Here is a 15,431-nt window from a genome sequence, read left to right as displayed (position 1 = left end):
TATGGTTCCAATGGGTGTTTATACCACCTTGCTTCGTATTAGTGCCCTAAGAGATTCCTGCCCGCGCAGGAATTTACTTCACACCCGTACTTCCAAATCCTCCTGCGCCTCTATCCGTTTCCGAAAGCGTTTCCACTTCGACCCATTCTGCCCTTTCATGCTTGGCAATGACCATTTGGGCCACACGTTCACCATTTTCCACGGTAAAATCCTCATTGGAAAGATTGACCAAGATCACGCCGACCTCTCCCCTGTAATCGGCATCAATGGTGCCGGGTGCATTGAGTACGGTCACCCCTTTTTTTGCCGCAAGGCCGCTACGGGGCCTCACCTGGGCCTCATAGCCTACAGGAAGTTCCATAAAAATCCCTGTGGGCACAATGGCGCGTCCCAAGGGTTTCAGGACAACAGGCGCCTCTAAATTGGCCCTAAGGTCCATTCCAGCCGACGCCAAGGTTTCGTAATGAGGCAATTTATGCCCCGATTTGTTTATGATCTTAATCTCCACGCTTTAAAAAAATGCTTTTTAAATGATCTCCTTCCATCTTATACACTAACCCCAAAAATAGCAAAAACAGTATGCTGCCCCCTATTAAATTTCTATTAAAAACATAGAAGGAAAGGACTGAAAACACAATGGAAACGGAAAGATAGAACACGATTTTCCGCATATTGTAGGGGACTGGGTAATATTTTTTTCCGAAATAATAGGATAATAGCATCATACTGCCATAGGCGGCCAAGGTGGCCAGTGCCGAGGCCATATATCCTATTTTGGGTATGAAGGCAATGTTGATGACCAAGGTGATGAGCGCGCCGATGGATGAAATATAGGCCCCGAACCTGGTCTGATCGGTCACCTTGTACCAAACGGAAAGGTTATGGTAAATGCCCAAACAGAAACTGCCCAATAAGATGAGGGGCACCACGTCCAAGGCGTCCCAATATACTGGGTTGTTCAGCAGCAGTTTGCCCAAGGGGTCGATGAACACAATGACCCCCAAGAGAATGATACTTCCCAACACTACAAAATAATTGGTGATCTGGGCATAGGTCCGCTGTGGTTTTTCGGTCTTGGCATGGCTAAAGAAAAAAGGTTCCACGCCCATTCGGAACGCGGTCCCGAACAAGGTCATGAAGAGGGCCAACTTGTAGCAGGCCCCATATTTTCCCACTTCGGACTCTGCTATCCCCTCCGGTAATATTTCGGTCAGTAGAATCTTGTCCAACACCTCATTGATGGTAAAGGCGATACCGGCCACCATTACGGGTCCAGCATATTTCATCATCTGCTTCCAGAGTGGTAAATCGAAGATATATTTGACCCTAAAATAGTTGGGCAGCAATATCAACAAGGTAAAGCCGCTCGCGATCACATTGGAAATCAACACATAATGGATTTCCCAATCCGTCTTATAAATCGATGTGAAGAGACCTGTTTGATCTTCCATGGTGAGTTTGGGCAGCCATAGCAAAAAAAACACATTAAATGCAAGGTTTATGGCTACGTTGACGGTCTTCAACACTGCATATAGCATCGGTTTTTCATTGGCCCTTAGCAAAGCAAAGGGAACGATGACCAATGCGTCCAACACCAATATGTAGGTGGTGAACTCAATATAATCCGCATTGATGTTGGTCATGTCCGCCAGCCATTGCTTGACGGTCAGTGAAAAAATCAAAAATAACAAAGAGGTGCCCAATAGGGATACCAACGAAGTGGAAACGACCTTACCCTTGTCATCACTTTTGTGATAAAAACGGAAAAAAGCGGTTTCCATGCCATAGGCCAGAAAAACATTAAAAATGGCAATCCATGCATAGATGTTGGTGTACTGCCCATAGCCTGCCGCATTTTCAAAAACGGCCGTGTACAGGGGAAGCAGAAAGAAAGAAATGACCCTCGGCATCACAGTGGCCAAGCCATAGATAAACGTCTGCTTAAAAAGCCTTTTTAGCGGGTTCAATAGGTGCGTGTTCTTTAAAAACCTTGATTAGGTGCCACAAGTTACACAAAAGCCGTTAGTAGTGGTGCCAAGAAAAACAAAAAGGCCACCGAGGGGTGGCCTAAACCTGTTTTACTGTTTTGCAATTCTGTTTATTTAGGTTCTAGGAAGTTATTTAGTCCATTTTTTGATTTTATATAATATATAAAGACACTCCATAGAGCAAAACCGAAATAATCAGAACCTTTGGATTTATAAAAAAAATTTCCATTCCATTACAGATGTTGAGGTTTTCTCCACTCCTAATATGTATGTCACGAACAAAAATAGAATGGAAACAATAATAATATAAACTGCCTTCATAAATTATTTCTTTTCCGATTGACCCGCCCCAAAAATATTATGAGATACTATTGCTTCTCTTACGTTTGAAAAAATTCATAATATTCCTTGCCAAGAATATTCCCGTTATCAAAATCAATAAGGCCATTATCAGGTCTATCCACCTCATTACATAATAGTTGTCATAAAGTCCTATGGAAAAAGAGTTATCTCCATACATGATTCCGATTAATAATAGAAAAAAGAAAATAATATTGATTCTTAAGTTCATTAGATTGAAAAATTTTGACTGTTAAAAAAACATTGAAATACGTAAATTCGCCTATCGGAATATCATCAAAACTATACTCAACCTCGGTATCATTTTGACCATTACTGTTGGGGATTTATAAATAAAATTCCTGGAGAAAGTTTTCTTGGGCAAAGCAACTATTTATCAAAACAGAAAATATTGCGATAACAAGAATATATCTAGCACCCCACCACATTACTTCCTTTTGTGTTCTTGTTGGAGATTACTATATAAAATCGTATCATTCACAATTTATAAGAGGTCTATCATCTTCAGCCAGAATAAAGTCTATGGCAATTGAATCATTACGGCTAAAAGAAATCGGTTCAGTTTCTATAACGAAATAACCAACGCTAATAATTTTAAATTGAGTAGGGATGTCTGATGTCTCTAGAGTCAATGTCTTTTTATCACTATCAATAACATATTCATTACAACCATAAATTAAAGTAGCTTGATAATCAAATGGGCCACCATCCGTCTTAAACAAATTGATGATGACGGAAAAGCCGTTCCTGTTTTCTCCGTTGGTTTTGAATTTCTTCAATCTGTACCCTCCTCCATTTGCGTAACTTGGTCTGATTTCTCCCGCAGATTTTAAGCTTGTACTTTTTACGCCGCAAAATGTAAAGGTCAGGATTATCCCTGTGGCAAAAAGGATACTTCTTATTCTCATATTGCTTTATTTTAACACCCCGCATTTTTCCCTTTTAGTTGTTCTTCTGGGGGATTACAATATCGGGAGCGCCTTCCGGGTGTAAGGGGGTTAAGTCATCTCTCATATAGAATTTCACCCTTATCGAGTCTCCCTTATCAACCTGTAGCATAAGCTCTGTTGTTATTTTACCTGGATAAAGTGCATTGATTTGAAATTTTCCCGGGTTCACGGAGATTTTGTTTTCATGTGTCAATTTTTCATTGAGTATGATGTTGTTCACATGGTAAAACACAAAAAGTTTTTCATTTGAATCTTCAAAATCAAATGTTTGCAGTGTCAAATAGGACGAATTTGCATCCACAGATTTATATGCTTCAATTATATACTCTTTTTTATGTCTGCTTTCTTGCCCCCTGCTGGGAAAGCAACAGAGGAAAACAACAAAGACCAAAGTGATTTCTTTAACAACCCGCATTACTCCCTTTTTGTGGTTTTTTGTTTCCATAACTATCAGAACCTCTCAATTCAATTGTAAATGTGTTTTTAATTCTTTTTCTGTCAGTATTTGATGGTACTGTTGCTTTAAACCATGGTGTTTCTTCATAGATTGGTTTTCCATGAGAATCTTTGATAATATTCCCCATAGAATCTCTTTTCGACCAATCAGTTAAACCAGCCCATGCCATGTCTTCATAAAATTGATTTGGCAGACTATACCCGTTCATCATTCCATACTCCCTTAAAGATACGCTAATATCTTTTACAAAGTTTCTAGCAATTTCTGCATGCTGCGTATCATTTAAATTAGAGTATTTCTTTTTGTTGAAATCATTAAAAAGATCAGCAAAAGTTAATTGTGCATTAATAGGGTCAGTTTTAATGTATGATACAATATAAGCATGAACCGATTCATGCAGTATCGTCCTTGCCCAAGATAGGTCCGTGGCCTGTTTCCAGTTTTGGGAGTCAAATGTTGTGGTCACGGTTCCTGTTGCCCTGTCATACCTACTGCTCGTTTGCCCTGTGCTTCCTGTAAGGCTTCCATCCTTTACCTGCCAGTTGAACCCCGGTGTATTGCCCGCAAATTTTTGTACAATATGGCCAACTCCTTTGTTGAGGGTCTTCAAATCCTTCAAAATGTTCTTAAGACATGGTTTTAGTTTAGTGTCATCTATTATGTCCTCAAAATCTTCATCCAACCCGGCATAATAGTCCCTTATAAATTCATCAAAAGGGCTTGTCTTAATCGAATTGTTGTTGCCCGCACTGTTATTGCTGTTAGAACTTCCCGAGCCACCACCGCCTTGCCTTACATTGGTGATGGGTTGGGGGTTTTCCGGTACCTGTGGATTCTGTACTCCGCCACCTCCGGAACCACCAGCATTCCCAGGGCAGTACACATCTATGGTGATGCTGTCCACCCAGCAGGAATAAACGCAGCCCATGGTGTAGCTTGTTTGGAGGATGCACTGGGCAGTGGACATATCCGTGGTGGATTTCGCAATTTTCCCTTGCACCAGTCCCATATCCGCCAGCCATGTACCATCTTCCCTGAACACGGATATATTGCCGGAATAGCTCTCGAACCTTCCATTTTGGCCCTTGGTCTCTTCGTACCAGTCCTTGTCGGGCGTATACCGGACCACATGTACGTTTCGCTCTCCATCAGAACCCTGTTGTACCACCAGATTGTCAAAATAGAATCCTTTTTCCAACTTTTCCATTCTCAGGGTATAGGATTTCCCTTGGTCTTCATTATTATCCAATATGGCGATGTCCCTCACCACTTCGCCAAAACTTCCGTCTTTTGCTTTGTTGCCATCAGACCTGAAATAGTTGTCCATTTCATCAATTTCAGAAAGAATGTCATTGGACAGATCACCAAAGGGAACGGGACGGTTCTTTGAAGGTTCAGTGGATTCTTCATTCGCTTTGCTAAGGATGGGGGTTTCCTCCAAGCTCTGTTTATCACAGCCCCAGACCACTAGGACCAATAGCATTACCGGTAGTAGGTTTTTCATTTGTTTCATACTTGTCAAGTTTTAAATTAATGATAAGATCTGGGGGAATCTTTAAAATACGACGCAACATGCTGTATATGAACATTGTGCTCGTATACGGTTTTGCTGCACTAAAACAAGTATGGGGATATGTAATGGCCTAAACTAATATATTTGGCGCAATTTCCATTGGACAAAAACCTTAAAAAAACCGGGGTTTTTCCGTAATTGTATTTTGGCCTGTAGAAAATGAGCCAAAAAACCCTAAAAAACAAAAAGGCCACCGAGCGGTGGCCTTTCATTATTTATAATGTTGTAATCTTAATTGTTCAATGCCTCGCTGTTGCGAGAAATTTGACCTCGCTTTGTCTCGGTCTAATTGTTCAATGCCTCTGCACCTCCCACAATCTCGAGGATTTCGTTGGTGATAGCGGCCTGTCTTGCCTTGTTGTAGGTCAGTTTCAACTGGTTCCTAAGGTCCTTGGCGTTATCGGTCGCTTTGTGCATGGCGGTCATACGGGCACCGTGCTCGCTGGCAAAGGAATCTCGGATGGCCTTGTACAATTGTGTCTTGAGCGATTTGGGTATCAGTTCTTTTACGATTTCTACTTTGGATGGCTCAAAAATGTAGTCTGCCGCCTTGGATGCATCCCCTTCCACACTTACAATGGGAAGGAACTGTTCCGTCATCACCAACTGGGTGGCAGCGTTCTTGAACTTGTTATAGACCAACTCGATCTTGTCATAATTGCCCTTGGTGAACTGGTCCATCAAAAACTCAGCGATTTCAGCCACATTGTCAAAGGTCAGATCATCATAGATGCCACTGTGGTTGGCAACAATGGTGTTCTTCTTGCGGAGAATATCGTTTCCTTTCTTTCCGATGGCCACAAAATCGACCTGCTTGCCTGCGTATTTGCCGGAAAGTAGGTTGTTGCTCTGTTTGATGATGTTGGAATTGAACGCACCACAAAGTCCACGGTTGGAGGTAATGGCCACGACCAAAACCTTGTTCACGGGTCTGTTGTCCGCAAATTGACTTCCTCCATCACCGTCCAAGCTGGCGCTCAAGCTTTGCAGAAGCTCTGTCAGCTTATCCGAATAAGGGCGCATCGCCGTGATGGCATCCTGGGCCTTCTTCAATTTAGCAGCGGACACCATTTTCATGGCACTGGTAATCTGCATCGTTGAGCCGATGGATGTTATCCTGTTCCGTATTTCCTTTAGATTCGCCATATTATCTCAATTCTGGGTTATGAGTGATGAGTTAAGAGTTCTTGACAATTGCCACTATGATTCGCATCAACTCTTCACACTTATCCATCAAATCCATGGGAACTTCTCTGCCAGTTGCTTCTAAAATCTCAAGCCAATACTTGGTTTCATCAGCCTCCTTCAAAGCTATCCCAAACTTATTCTTAAAGTCCTTTGTGCTAATCCCTCTTTGTGCTTCCCTGAACATTGGCCCCTATGCTGGTACCACTCCTCAGAAGCTGAGAGGCTATCTCAAAATCCTTTTTGTTTTTCAATTCATCACAGTAATGGACAATCTTGCAAGCAAACTCGAAACTTTTGATTCTAATGGGGCTGTTTTCCAGTTTGCTCATAACCCATCACTCTGAACTCTTAACCTTTATATTTTTCAGAAAGATCTTTGCAAACAGCAGTCAAGGTATCTGTTACCTCATCAGTCAGTTTTCCGGCCTTCAAGGCATCCAAAACATCCCTATGCTTCGCGTTCAAGAACTCCAAATACTCTTTTTCAAATTCTTTTACCTTGTCCACAGGCACATTACGCAACAAGTTCTTGGAACCTGCAAAGATAATGGCCACCTGATCTTCCACGGTAAATGGATCGTTCTGACCTTGTTTCAAGATCTCCACGTTCCTACGTCCTTTTTCGATCACGTTCAAGGTAGCGGCATCCAAATCGGAACCGAACTTGGCGAAAGCTTCCAATTCGCGGAACTGGGCTTGGTCCAATTTCAAGGTACCTGCCACTTTTTTCATGGACTTGATCTGTGCCGAACCACCCACACGGGATACGGAGATACCCACGTTGATCGCTGGACGGACCCCTTGGTTGAACAAATCCTGCTCCAAGAATATCTGACCATCGGTGATGGAGATCACGTTGGTTGGGATATAGGCAGAAACGTCGCCCGCTTGTGTCTCGATGATGGGAAGTGCGGTCAATGACCCTCCTCCTTTTACCATGGACTTCAAGGAATCAGGAAGGTCGTTCATGTTCTTCGCGATTTCATCATCCGCAATCACTTTTGCGGCACGCTCCAACAATCTTGAGTGCAGGTAGAAAACGTCCCCAGGGTATGCTTCACGTCCTGGTGGCCTTCTCAACAACAGGGATACTTCACGGTAGGCAACCGCTTGCTTTGAAAGGTCATCATAGATGATCAAAGCAGGGCGGCCAGTGTCCCTAAAATATTCCCCTATGGCCGCACCGGCGAAAGGAGCATATACCTGCATTGGCGCAGGATCTGAAGCGTTGGCGGCAACGATGGTGGTATAGGCCAAAGCGCCCTTGTCCTCCAAGGTCTTTGCAATGGCGGCCACGGTGGATGCTTTCTGACCTACGGCCACATAGATACAGTAAACGGGTTTACCAGCATCGTAAAATTCTTTCTGGTTCAGGATGGTATCGATACAAACCGTGGTCTTTCCGGTCTGTTTGTCACCGATCACCAACTCCCTTTGTCCCCTTCCCACAGGAATCATGGCGTCGATCGCCTTGATACCGGTCTGCAAAGGTTCGTTTACAGGTTGTCTAAAAATAACTCCAGGAGCCTTGCGCTCCAAAGGCATTTCGTAGGTTTCTCCGGAGATAGGTCCTTTACCATCGATTGGATTGCCCAAGGTGTCGATTACACGACCAACAATTCCTTCACCAACGTTTATGGATGCGATACGCTCTGTTCTTTTTACAGTGGCACCTTCCACAATCTCTTTGGATGGGCCCAACAATACCACACCAACATTGTCCTCTTCCAGGTTCAAAACGATTCCCTGCATGCCCCCATCGAACTCCACCAACTCCCCGTATTGGGCATTTGAAAGCCCATACACACGGGCAATACCGTCACCAACCTGTAGTACGGTACCCACTTCGTTCAAGGAAGCCGTAGCTTCGAAACCTGATAACTGTTTTTTCAAAATTGCTGAAACCTCAGCGGCTTTTACTCCTGCCATTTTTATAGACTATTTGTAAATTCTCTTTTTAAACCGTTCAATTTGTTGGCGATGCTGGCATCAAATTGGGTATCGCCCACTCGAAGCACGAAACCACCTATGATGCTCTCGTCGATCTTGTTCTGGATGGTGACCTTGTTGCCTGTTGCCTTGGTGACCTCGGCAAGGATCTTTTTCTCCAGTTCGGCCGTCAAAGGAACAGCCGTGGTAACGTATGCCACTTCCTCACCTTTCTTTTTTTCATGAAGGATGATGTACTTCAGGGCCACTTCCTGCAACATTGCCATCCTTTTGTTGTCCAGCAAGGTTTGTATCAACCCTTTGGTGATCTCATTGGAATCCTTGAAGATTTCCAACAAGGCATTTTTCTTGACCTCGGATTTCACTACGGGGCTTTCCAAGACTTGCTGTAGTTCCCCGCTCTCGGATATCACGGCCACCATGTCCCGCATGTCCTTTTCCACGGCATCTGCCGCTTTCTTTTCGACTGCGAAATCCAAAGTTGCCTTGGCATAACGTATGGCTGCCCTGTTCTGGTCCATAGTGTTAGTTCAGTTTGATATCTCCCAACATATCGTCAACCAACTTGAGTTGCTTGTCCTTGTTGGATAGTTCTTCTTTGATCACTTTTTCGGCGATTTCCAAGGAAAGGTTGGCCACTTGTGCCTTGATGTCGGCAACCGCAGCTTTCTTTTCACTTTCAATGGCGGCCTGCGCCTGTTTGATGATCTTGTCACCTTCGGCATTGGCCTGCTCCTTGGCTTCGGAAATGATGCTTTCTTTGATCTCCCTGGCTTCTTTCAAAAGCGCATCCCTTTCCGCTCTGGCTTCTTTCAAGAGTTTTTCGCTGTCGGCGGTCACGTTCTGCATTTCCTTTTTGGCGGCCTCGGCAGCGTCAAGGGCATCTTGTATGCCTTGCTCTCTTTCGTTGAGGGAATTCAAAATGGGCTTCCATGCAAATTTTACCAAGATGAAAATGAGCACAAGAAGGATAAGGGTCTGCATAAAAAACAGCCCTGGTGAAAAATCATTTAGTAATTGTTCCATAACTATAAATTTTTAAATACCGCCGACATATGACCAACCGTCATATATCGGCGGACAATGTTTTGCAGTTTGATTATTTTCCTAGGAAAAGTGCACCAAACGCCAAACCTTCCAATAGTGCTGCGATAATGATCATCGCGGTCTGGATTTTTCCAGTAGCTTCTGGCTGACGTGCAATACCTTCCATTGCACTACCACCGATCTTACCTAATCCGATACCGGCACCGATCACGATCAATCCTGCACCTACTAAATTTGGAACTGTCATAAAATTAAATTTATATAGTTAAAAATAAACTCAGGTTAAATATAGTTGCCCCTTACATCCTCAGCATCCACCTTGTCATGGCCATGTTCGTCATGCTCATGGTGATGGTCATGTTCCGCAACCGCCATGCCTATGAACAAAGCGGACAGCATAGTGAAAATATATGCCTGAAGGAAGGCAACCAATACTTCTATCAATGTAATGAACAACGAAAGCACAAAGGAAAGAAGGGACGATCCCACAACTCCCATTTCGGCTTTCATGGTTATCAAAATGGCTATCAAGCTCATTACCACAATGTGTCCTGCGGATATGTTCGCAAACAATCGGACCAATAGGGAAAAGGGCTTGATCAAAAACGCACCGGCCAGTTCAATAACGGCAAGAACAGGACGGATCAAAACGGGAACGCCCGGCATCCACAGCATGTGCTGCCAGTAATCCTTGTTTCCTTTCACGGTATAAATGATCAATGTGAAAATGGCAAGAGCGGCGGTCACAGCCAACTGTCCTGTCACGTTGAACCCCAGTGGCGTCAATCCCAAAAGGTTGAGTATCCATATAAAAAAGAACACTGTCAACAAATAACCGGTAAACTGACGGTATTTTTTATCTCCAATATTAGGCCTTGCTATCTCGTCACGGACATAAATCACCAAAGGTTCCAAAACCCGACCAAAACCTGTTGGCACTTTCTTGCTCTTGTACTGCTTTGCCAACGAACCGAATAACAGAAGCATCAACAGTCCCACCAACAAAATTCCCAAAACACTTTTGGTGATTGAAAAGTCCAACACTTTGGTGGCATTGGTGGCATGGTGCTCCTCATCAAAGGTGATGCTTTCCGCTCCTGGCTGTAGTTCGTATATTTTACCGTGGAGTTTTGCAAAACGTGTTCCGCCGGCTTCTACAATGTGGTGTCCAGAATCATCGTGGTGGAATTTGGACGACATGAAGGTAACAAGCCCTTCACTGGACCATACGATCACAGGAAGCGGGAATCCGATGTGTTTCCTCTCTCCTTCTGAGCTTGTATAGGAAAAAAGGTGGAAGTCGTGTGAGTCCTTGATGTGGTGAAGTATGTACTCCTCCACCTCTTCTTTGGTGTTCACGGCACCTTCTTTTTTGTCCTCTTGGGGTTTTGCGTTTATCCCATTGGAAAACAATAAAATAAATAATGTAGTCGCTAAAACAAAAGGCGTTTTTAGTACCCGCATTGCCATCTAGAAATTATCCGTTCGTCAAATTCGGCGCAAAGGTAGTACTAAATTGATAAAAAACGACTTTTTTTCAATTTTTCATTCCATGTTCTTCAAAGTTCTGGCCAAAAATGTCACCTCGCATGCCAGGCCCAAAAATACGGGCACCAAAAAATTACCATGGGAAACGGTACTTGTGGCGTCCTCGCCAAAAAAATAACTGGAAAACAGGACCATGAACAATCCTAGTTTGGCTGCCATCACGGCCAAATAGATAAAACCAAGCTGGTCTTTCGCCTTCTGTAGGGTTGACAGGAATTGAAAAGCAATAACCACTACAAGGCTGAACACTAGATGGAATCCATAAACGGAAAACAGAATGTCTTTTTTTGGATGGAATCCATTTCCAATCGCCATTGTATGAAGCACGTAGGCCAATATAAAGGCTGCTATGGTGACCATGGCCGGCCACACCACTACTTTTCCTTTCATTTATTGGATTGAATGGCCTGTCTTATCATTAAGTATATGGCCACGATTATGGCAGCAAAGGTAACAAGTTCCTCTGCTGCGGAAAAGTTATATTTTTTTTCGAGCCATGAACCCAAAAGATTGCCCAGATAGATGGTAGCGCCCATTTGTATGGCAAGCCCAGACAAACGGGCGGCAGTATGTAACGTTTCTTTTTTCTTGTTAGGAGGCTTTTGCTGGCTCATTGCTCTTTGCGGTCTCCAGTTTGGGCGATGCCGTTGTCACGGGCGCGCCCTTGCCCATTACGCAGGATGCATTGAAGGTCGCTCCTGGTTCCACGGACAGTTTGGCCACGCTCACCGTGCCCTCTATGATGGCTGATGATTTCAGGGAAAGCAGGTCCTTTACCAAAAGTTCGCCGTTGAACTTCCCTTCGATGTCGGCATTCACGCATTCCACTTTTCCATTGATGTAGCCATCCTTGCCGATGACCACTTTTCCTGAGGTCTTTACATTGCCTTCGAGTTTGCCATCGATCCGGAAATCGGCCTCGGAAGTAATGTCGCCTTTGATCTTCGTGTTCTTTTCGATTCGGTTGGGCTGTCCGCCAAATTCAGTCATAGGCCTTGGTTTTTTGTTGTCAGAAAACATTGTGTTCTAGGTTTTGGGGTTTAAAATTGTGCTTTGTATGATGCCAGGTTCTTATGGACCTGTATAATTTTATAGTTGTCCGATAAAACTACGAAATTCTCATCTTTAATGCGGTAGTCCTTATTGTTTTTTATGAGTTCGGCAAAGCCCAGGGCAAAGTCCTTCGACCTGAAACCATGCACCACCACAAATTCGTCCTCCAACGTATAGATATCCTTGGAAACCACATTTTTGTAGTTGAGTTCCTTTACAGCTTCCTCCAAACGATTTTTCAGGGCCAGGGCCTTTTCGTTGTCCCTGATCTTGAAAGGAAACACCACTTTCCAGTTGCCTGTTCCCGTTGATCCGGTTTCGGGCGAAAACTCCTTGGTCTCCAGCTTGGGCAATTGTTCTTCCACCATTTGTTCCGCCTTTTTTCCTTCGGGATTATTGGGGTAGGTGAGGGCCACATAGTTCAATGCTTCCTTGAAGGGTTCAAAGCCTTGTAGGCGCCCGATGGCATTGGCCTTCAACATTTCGAATTTGGGGACGATGGGGTCTCCAGTAAATTGGTCAATATAGGTTTCGGACTGGGTGATCACCTGAAGGAATTCTTGGTCCTCGTAGAGTTTGTACAAAGCGGCATAGCGGGCATCGGGGCTGTCCGTGTTGCCCTCCAGAACGGCCTGTGGGTTCAATAGGATCTCGGCATAGCGGGTGTCAGGGTGGTTCATGATGATGTCCTGCTTCATGTTCTGGGCCAACGGACTCCCTGATTCCTCATAGATCTTGTACAGGTTGTATTTGGATGGGAGCACCAACCGTTCCTCAGGATTTGAGGCGAGTACCCGTTCCAATTTGGCCGCTGCGAGCAGGTTGTCCCTAAATTTTTCCTTATAGATCAACCCCAATTGGTAGTTGGCGAAGTTGCGTTCGGTCTTCAAGCTGTCGATGACGGCAATGTCGGTCGGGATTTGGGACAGGTAGTACTCCACGGAGAATTTTTGGTCCGTATCCATATTGTTGGCCGCTCCGTTTTGAACGATCTCTTCGCCGGTGGCCTCGGAAACCAAGGTTCTGGATTTGTTGCTCCATCGCCAGTCATCTTCCAAGGTGCGTTCGCCCCAACGGGTCTTGAACTCGTTTTTGCCATAGCCCAAACTGGTGATGTTGTAGAAATAGAACTTGCCTTGGTTCTCCCTTCCCCCCTTGCTCTTCGCAAACGTGGCAAACCCGGCCTCGGTTCGCTTCAATTCTTTCTCGGCAGCTTCTTCCTCTTTTCGTTTCAACTCGGCAACATAATCCTCAAAATACGTCTTGCGCTTGGCCTCGGGCATTTGATAGAGGGTTATGACACTATCGGCATGCTGAACGATGTCCTCGTACTTGATCACATCCTCAAGGTTGTCCAGCTTCTTTTTGATATTGCGGTGCTGTCTGGTGTTTTCGGTCAGGTTGGTCAAGGTACTGTCATAATAGGCGCCGGAAATCTTGTACTCATCCTGGTCAAAATAATAGTCCGCCAAACTTTGATAGTTCAGGGCATTCAGTTTGCGCTCGCCCTGTGTGGCCCGCAACGACTTGTTGTAATAGGCCAAGGCCAAGCTATCGGAGCCGTTCGCCAAATGATATTGGCCCACCTCCCGGTAAATCTTGTCCAAAAAGGGTCGGTTTTCCCTGTTTTCTTCCAAATCGGTCAGGTATTCCAACAGTTCTTCGCTATTGGCATCAGTAAGTTCCGTGTTCTGTATTTTTTTGAGGTGGGCATTGATCATATACACCCTTGGCGATTTCCTGTTCAGGGCAATGACCTTGTCATAGGCATAGTTGGCACTGTCCCGATATCCCAATTGGTCGTAAAGTTGTCCAATGATGAAAAGATACCTTCCCTTTTCAGGGTTCTTTTTGGTTAGGGCCTGTGCTATTTTCAGTTTTTGGATGGCTGTATCCGGAGCATTCAGGTTGATATAGCATTGGGCCAGCACGGCATTGGCATCGGCATATTCCTGGTCTTTCAGTTCCTCAAACTTGAAAAGGCGCTTCAAATTCTTGATGGCCACTTCGGGATTGTCCAGGCGCATGTTGGTCTTTTCACGCCAAATAGTGGCCTCGTTGAGCTTGTCACTCTCCGTGTATTTTCTCAAAATATAGTTGAACGCTTCCAGTGCCGGAATGTACCGCTGGTCAAAGTAGCGGGATTTGCCCAAAAGAAGGAAAGCTTCGTCGGTTTGAGGGTTGCGCTCCTCGTCCTTGATGTCCATGCTGTGCTTTTGGATGGCCTTGGTGGCCTTTTCCTCCGCAATGATGAAGTTGGGGTTGTTGTCCTCGGAATCCAGCTTGATCTCATCGGTCACTTGCAGCCGTTCCACGGGAAGGATCTCCCAATAATCGTCCCGGTAACTCGCGTTGAGCTCCTCCCGACCTTTTTCAAAGGCGATATTGCCATTGTACAAGGTGTTGTACTTGGTGTTCAGTGCGTGCCAATTGCGGTTGACAAACTTGTCCTTTTGGGTGGAACAGGCACTAAAAATAAGTCCCCCTGCAACTGTGGCAATGATAAGTGTGTGACGAAGATTCAAAATTACCGATGGTCTTGTGATAACCTTAACTCAAAAAAGATGGGATTATTATAAGGCTCATCGACAAAATACAAGAATTCCCCGACTGTGTTTTACCCCGCAAAGAAGGCTTCCAGTTCCTTCAAGGTCTCCGTGGAGGTGTGGATGTCCTTGACAATCTCGCCCTTGTTGAGCACCACAATGCGCTCGCACACCTCGGTGACATGGATCAAATCATGACTGGACACGAGCACCGTTACCCCTTCTTTGGCCGCCAAGTCCTTGATGATCCCTTTTAACCGAATCTGCGTGGTGGGATCTAGATTGGCAAAGGGTTCGTCCAGAATCACCACTTCAGGGTTGCCGATAAAACTGGCCACAATACCCACTTTTTTCTGGTTTCCTTTGGAAAGGTCCCGCAAATATTTCTTTTGGCCCAAGATCTCTCCGTGGAAAAAATCCGCATAATTGGCCAGGAGGGCATCCACATCGGCCTTGTTCCGTCCGCGGAGTTCCCCAATGAAGTAAAAATATTCCTCCGGGGTCAGGTAACCAATCAAGAAGGATTCGTCAATAAAGGCGGAAGTGAACGGTTTCCAAGCTTCGCTCTGGTCCACCTGCACCTCATTGTTGATGATATGTCCCGAACTGGGCTGGATCAAATCCAGCAATAGACTGAACAGCGTGGTCTTCCCTGCCCCGTTGTTCCCTACCAGACCAAAACTCTGTCCTTTTGGGATTTCCAAATGACCGATGTTCAAAACGGTGGTCGCATTGTATTTCTTTGTCAAATTATGTACTGTGATCATGGGA

Annotated in this window: 18 protein-coding genes; all 18 read right to left on the bottom strand. The window is 44.7% G+C overall.

What is annotated here, in order from left to right; genetic code table 11:
* Nucleotides 1-73: 73 nt before the first annotated feature.
* The 18 genes from dut to SD450_RS03195 all read right to left on the bottom strand — a co-directional run bounded on the left by dut (nt 74) and on the right by SD450_RS03195 (nt 15,427).
* Nucleotides 74-508, bottom strand: a complete 435-nt coding sequence (dut, locus tag SD450_RS03280) for a dUTP diphosphatase (RefSeq protein ID WP_318343208.1) — start codon at nt 506-508, stop codon at nt 74-76.
* A complete protein-coding gene (locus SD450_RS03275; protein WP_318343207.1) occupies nt 498-1,967 on the bottom strand; it encodes an oligosaccharide flippase family protein in 1,470 nt (489 codons plus the stop codon). The genes dut and SD450_RS03275 overlap by 11 nt, the downstream gene beginning before the upstream one ends.
* A gap of 854 nt (nt 1,968-2,821) precedes the next feature.
* The gene (locus SD450_RS03270; RefSeq protein WP_318343206.1) at nt 2,822-3,256 is read right to left on the bottom strand and encodes a hypothetical protein; all 435 of its coding nucleotides are present in this window, start codon (nt 3,254-3,256) and stop codon (nt 2,822-2,824) included.
* Nucleotides 3,257-3,290: 34 nt separating this feature from the next.
* Complete coding sequence (locus SD450_RS03265; protein WP_318343205.1) at nt 3,291-3,743, bottom strand: hypothetical protein; 453 nt, start codon at nt 3,741-3,743, stop codon at nt 3,291-3,293.
* Nucleotides 3,700-5,268, bottom strand: coding sequence for a hypothetical protein (locus SD450_RS03260; RefSeq protein ID WP_318343204.1), 1,569 nt, complete (start codon nt 5,266-5,268; stop codon nt 3,700-3,702). The genes SD450_RS03265 and SD450_RS03260 overlap by 44 nt, the downstream gene beginning before the upstream one ends.
* A gap of 345 nt (nt 5,269-5,613) precedes the next feature.
* Nucleotides 5,614-6,474: an ATP synthase F1 subunit gamma gene (atpG, locus tag SD450_RS03255; RefSeq protein ID WP_318343203.1), complete on the bottom strand. Its 861-nt coding sequence runs from the start codon at nt 6,472-6,474 to the stop codon at nt 5,614-5,616.
* 31 nt (nt 6,475-6,505) lie between these two features.
* Entirely contained in the window at nt 6,506-6,700 is a 195-nt protein-coding gene (locus SD450_RS03250) for a four helix bundle protein (RefSeq protein ID WP_318343202.1), read from the bottom strand.
* The gene (locus tag SD450_RS03245; protein WP_318343201.1) at nt 6,672-6,845 is read right to left on the bottom strand and encodes a four helix bundle protein; all 174 of its coding nucleotides are present in this window, start codon (nt 6,843-6,845) and stop codon (nt 6,672-6,674) included. Before SD450_RS03245 ends, SD450_RS03250 begins: the two co-directional genes overlap by 29 nt.
* A gap of 19 nt (nt 6,846-6,864) precedes the next feature.
* Entirely contained in the window at nt 6,865-8,445 is a 1,581-nt protein-coding gene (gene atpA, locus SD450_RS03240) for a F0F1 ATP synthase subunit alpha (protein ID WP_318343200.1), read from the bottom strand.
* 2 nt (nt 8,446-8,447) lie between these two features.
* The gene (atpH, locus tag SD450_RS03235) at nt 8,448-8,987 is read right to left on the bottom strand and encodes an ATP synthase F1 subunit delta (protein ID WP_318343199.1); all 540 of its coding nucleotides are present in this window, start codon (nt 8,985-8,987) and stop codon (nt 8,448-8,450) included.
* Between the two features lie 4 nt (nt 8,988-8,991).
* Nucleotides 8,992-9,492 carry a F0F1 ATP synthase subunit B gene (locus tag SD450_RS03230; protein WP_318343198.1) on the bottom strand — a complete coding sequence of 167 codons (501 nt, stop codon included), beginning with the start codon at nt 9,490-9,492 and terminating at the stop codon, nt 8,992-8,994.
* A 73-nt stretch (nt 9,493-9,565) separates the two neighbouring features.
* On the bottom strand, nt 9,566-9,760 hold the full coding sequence (gene atpE, locus SD450_RS03225) for an ATP synthase F0 subunit C (RefSeq protein ID WP_014032715.1): 195 nt from the start codon (nt 9,758-9,760) through the stop codon (nt 9,566-9,568).
* Between the two features lie 35 nt (nt 9,761-9,795).
* Complete coding sequence (gene atpB, locus SD450_RS03220) at nt 9,796-10,977, bottom strand: F0F1 ATP synthase subunit A (protein ID WP_318343197.1); 1,182 nt, start codon at nt 10,975-10,977, stop codon at nt 9,796-9,798.
* An 81-nt stretch (nt 10,978-11,058) separates the two neighbouring features.
* Entirely contained in the window at nt 11,059-11,451 is a 393-nt protein-coding gene (locus tag SD450_RS03215; RefSeq protein WP_318343196.1) for a DUF6168 family protein, read from the bottom strand.
* On the bottom strand, nt 11,448-11,675 hold the full coding sequence (locus tag SD450_RS03210; protein WP_318343195.1) for an AtpZ/AtpI family protein: 228 nt from the start codon (nt 11,673-11,675) through the stop codon (nt 11,448-11,450). The genes SD450_RS03215 and SD450_RS03210 overlap by 4 nt, the downstream gene beginning before the upstream one ends.
* Nucleotides 11,653-12,081: a bactofilin family protein gene (locus tag SD450_RS03205; RefSeq protein ID WP_318343194.1), complete on the bottom strand. Its 429-nt coding sequence runs from the start codon at nt 12,079-12,081 to the stop codon at nt 11,653-11,655. Before SD450_RS03205 ends, SD450_RS03210 begins: the two co-directional genes overlap by 23 nt.
* 20 nt (nt 12,082-12,101) lie before the next feature.
* On the bottom strand, nt 12,102-14,639 hold the full coding sequence (gene porW / locus SD450_RS03200) for a type IX secretion system periplasmic lipoprotein PorW/SprE (protein ID WP_318343193.1): 2,538 nt from the start codon (nt 14,637-14,639) through the stop codon (nt 12,102-12,104).
* A 92-nt stretch (nt 14,640-14,731) separates the two neighbouring features.
* Nucleotides 14,732-15,427, bottom strand: a complete 696-nt coding sequence (locus SD450_RS03195) for an ABC transporter ATP-binding protein (RefSeq protein WP_318343192.1) — start codon at nt 15,425-15,427, stop codon at nt 14,732-14,734.
* Nucleotides 15,428-15,431 lie beyond the last annotated feature (4 nt).

The organism is Flagellimonas baculiformis (genome assembly GCF_033441575.1).
Classification (GTDB): domain Bacteria; phylum Bacteroidota; class Bacteroidia; order Flavobacteriales; family Flavobacteriaceae; genus Flagellimonas; species Flagellimonas baculiformis.
The sequence above is the reverse complement of the archived record's forward strand: the minus strand, read 5'-3'. Positions and strand labels throughout refer to the sequence as shown.

What these genes read in the sequence shown, in the direction of transcription:
- atpG (WP_318343203.1), bottom strand. Translation starts at nt 6,474, where the DNA reads ATGGCGAATCTAAAGGAAATACGGAACAGGATAACATCCATCGGCTCA.
- SD450_RS03195 (WP_318343192.1), bottom strand. Translation starts at nt 15,427, where the DNA reads ATGATCACAGTACATAATTTGACAAAGAAATACAATGCGACCACCGTT.
- SD450_RS03260 (WP_318343204.1), bottom strand. Translation starts at nt 5,268, where the DNA reads ATGAAACAAATGAAAAACCTACTACCGGTAATGCTATTGGTCCTAGTG.
- SD450_RS03265 (WP_318343205.1), bottom strand. Translation starts at nt 3,743, where the DNA reads ATGGAAACAAAAAACCACAAAAAGGGAGTAATGCGGGTTGTTAAAGAA.
- SD450_RS03210 (WP_318343195.1), bottom strand. Translation starts at nt 11,675, where the DNA reads ATGAGCCAGCAAAAGCCTCCTAACAAGAAAAAAGAAACGTTACATACT.
- SD450_RS03245 (WP_318343201.1), bottom strand. Translation starts at nt 6,845, where the DNA reads ATGAGCAAACTGGAAAACAGCCCCATTAGAATCAAAAGTTTCGAGTTT.
- atpA (WP_318343200.1), bottom strand. Translation starts at nt 8,445, where the DNA reads ATGGCAGGAGTAAAAGCCGCTGAGGTTTCAGCAATTTTGAAAAAACAG.
- SD450_RS03250 (WP_318343202.1), bottom strand. Translation starts at nt 6,700, where the DNA reads ATGTTCAGGGAAGCACAAAGAGGGATTAGCACAAAGGACTTTAAGAAT.
- SD450_RS03270 (WP_318343206.1), bottom strand. Translation starts at nt 3,256, where the DNA reads ATGAGAATAAGAAGTATCCTTTTTGCCACAGGGATAATCCTGACCTTT.
- atpH (WP_318343199.1), bottom strand. Translation starts at nt 8,987, where the DNA reads ATGGACCAGAACAGGGCAGCCATACGTTATGCCAAGGCAACTTTGGAT.
- SD450_RS03230 (WP_318343198.1), bottom strand. Translation starts at nt 9,492, where the DNA reads ATGGAACAATTACTAAATGATTTTTCACCAGGGCTGTTTTTTATGCAG.
- SD450_RS03205 (WP_318343194.1), bottom strand. Translation starts at nt 12,081, where the DNA reads ATGTTTTCTGACAACAAAAAACCAAGGCCTATGACTGAATTTGGCGGA.
- SD450_RS03215 (WP_318343196.1), bottom strand. Translation starts at nt 11,451, where the DNA reads ATGAAAGGAAAAGTAGTGGTGTGGCCGGCCATGGTCACCATAGCAGCC.
- atpB (WP_318343197.1), bottom strand. Translation starts at nt 10,977, where the DNA reads ATGCGGGTACTAAAAACGCCTTTTGTTTTAGCGACTACATTATTTATT.
- atpE (WP_014032715.1), bottom strand. Translation starts at nt 9,760, where the DNA reads ATGACAGTTCCAAATTTAGTAGGTGCAGGATTGATCGTGATCGGTGCC.